Genomic DNA, 2,140 nt, shown 5'->3' on the forward strand with positions numbered 1-2,140 from the left:
CTGTTGTGCCGCCCACTGCGCGGTGGGGTGCGTGGTCACCCCGGTGAGGTGCAGTCTCCGGGTGCCGTGCTCGATGAACGCCATCGCGTACAGGCGCTTGCCCCGGGCCGTGTCGATAGGGAAGAAGTCCGCGGCAAGGATCCCCTGAGCCTGCGCTGTGAGGAAGTCGCGCCAGGTGGGGCCGGAGCGGCGCGGGGCCGGGTCGATCTGGGCTGTCGCGCACCTTCCGAGTCAGCAGCCCGCAGGTCTCCCACCTGTGCGGTTGCTAAGTGGTTTGGGACGAGCGCGGTGTCGGGTCAGTAGTGCGGGCACTCGTCGACGCCGCCGACGAGTGCCTGGACGCGGGCTGCCGGAGCGGAACTCGCGTGGACAAGCCTCCGGGTGTGTGACCCGCTCGATCGCGCCGTGCGGCCGATGAGCTTTCCCCGGGGCCCGGTCGGACGGGCCCCGGTCGGACGGGCCCCGGTCGGACGGGCGGATCAGCGCAGTCCGGCGAAGAGATCGTTCTCGGGTATGGCCGCGCCAGTGGCGTCCTGGACACGTACGAAGGTCTCCATGCCCATCAACTCGCCGAACCTCTCCTTGCCCATCTTGAGGAAGAAGATGTTCTCGCCCTGACTGGCGTGCGCGGCCAACGCGTCGAACTTCTGACCGCTGAATGCGATGGTGTCCACCCACGTGGTGATCTCATCGTCGGGGAGGCCGATCTCGGCCATCGCGGCGGCCTCGGCAGGATCCGGCTCCGGCATGTCCTCATGAAACTCGCGCACGGTCTCCCCGAACCGCTGCATCATCGAGCGGGGCATCGTCGTCCAGTACACCTTCGGTGTCAGTGCGGTCATCTCCAGCGCCGCCATCGTGATGCGGTGGGCCTGGATGTGGTCGGGGTGGCCGTAGAAGCCGTTCTCGTCGTAGGTGACGACGACATCGGGCCGGTAGTGCCGCATGAGTTCCGCAAGTCGGTCGGCGCCTTCCTCTACGGGGGTCTGCCAGAAGGATCCGGGGGCGTCGTTGCTCGGCCAGCCCATCATCCCGGAGTCGGCATAATCCAGCATCTCCAGATCGCTGACCTTCAGGACGTCACAGCTCTCCTCAAGTTCTTGACGGCGCATCAAGGCGACGGCCGCCGGATCATGCCCGGGATCACCCGGCTTGACACCCCCCGGTCCGTCACCGCAACCGCCGTCGGTACACGTTACGAGAACCGTGCGGATGCCTTCTGCCGCGTACCGCGCGAGGACCCCTCCGGTTCCGGTGGCCTCGTCGTCGGGGTGGGCATGCACTGCCATGAGCGTCAAGAGCCGGTCAGTCATGAAGCATTCCTCCACAGAAATACGTCTTGGTCCGAGCGCGCGGCGGGCGTACCGCGATCCCGGGGGCCCGGATCCTGGTGGGGTGGACGACCTTGTGGTCTCCGTGTCCCCGCCCGTGCGGCGCCGGTCCCTCGGTCGATGCAACCGTGCCGACCGGACCGGCTGTTCCCGCCGCAGCCGTGGCCTCAAGGCTTCGGGTTTCAACGCGAACGAGGTACAGGCGCGACCTGCTGTCCTGTCGCACTGCAGCGCATCCTGCTGGGCGACGCCAACCAGTGCATCTACGCGGGCTTCAAGCACATCGACGCCGACGCCCGGATCGGCCACAGCGATGCGGCTGCCTGGCGCCGACAAGATCCGTTTGCCACCGCTCAGCTACCGCGACCCGAGCGGAACGCTGCCGGCCGCCGCCGAAGCCGCCCTGCAACGCGACTTCTCCCACCCCGCCATCCGCACGGCCGCCGCCGCGGGTCGCATCTCGGTCACCGCGCCGACGTCCACGGACACGCCGAGGTCATCGGCCTCGCGCGTCGAGCTCGCAAGGCCGGCCACACCGTCAGCGTCTTCACCCACACCAACTTGGCGACCTTCAGCCTGTCCGACGCATTCTTGGCCGACGGCCTCGTACACGAGCAGGTCGGCCTCGCCGAGGCATGTGGTGAAGCCCTCGCCGCACAAATCGCCCTGGTGAAGCACGCAGTGAACGTCCCCAAGCCTGGCGTTCTCAGTGGGCGTTTGATGTTGGTTCGCGTCGAACGTTTCGACATGCTTTGCCGCATATATCGCTAACGCGCACGGTCCGAAATGCCTGGAAGCTCCTTACCGGC

Annotated in this window: 2 protein-coding genes; one reads left to right on the forward strand and one right to left on the reverse strand. The window is 67.4% G+C overall.

The window, feature by feature from the left end; all coding sequences use genetic code 11:
* Positions 1-479: 479 nt before the first annotated feature.
* Positions 480-1,313: a PIG-L family deacetylase gene (locus tag IEZ15_RS43750; protein WP_114248442.1), complete on the reverse strand. Its 834-nt coding sequence runs from the start codon at positions 1,311-1,313 to the stop codon at positions 480-482.
* A 138-nt stretch (positions 1,314-1,451) separates the two neighbouring features.
* Between IEZ15_RS43750 and IEZ15_RS43755 the strand changes: the two genes are divergently transcribed.
* Positions 1,452-2,102, forward strand: coding sequence for a hypothetical protein (locus tag IEZ15_RS43755; RefSeq protein ID WP_189282492.1), 651 nt, complete (start codon positions 1,452-1,454; stop codon positions 2,100-2,102).
* Positions 2,103-2,140: the final 38 nt, after the last annotated feature.

This window comes from Streptomyces atratus, assembly GCF_014648655.1.
In the GTDB taxonomy this organism is placed as follows: domain Bacteria; phylum Actinomycetota; class Actinomycetes; order Streptomycetales; family Streptomycetaceae; genus Streptomyces; species Streptomyces atratus.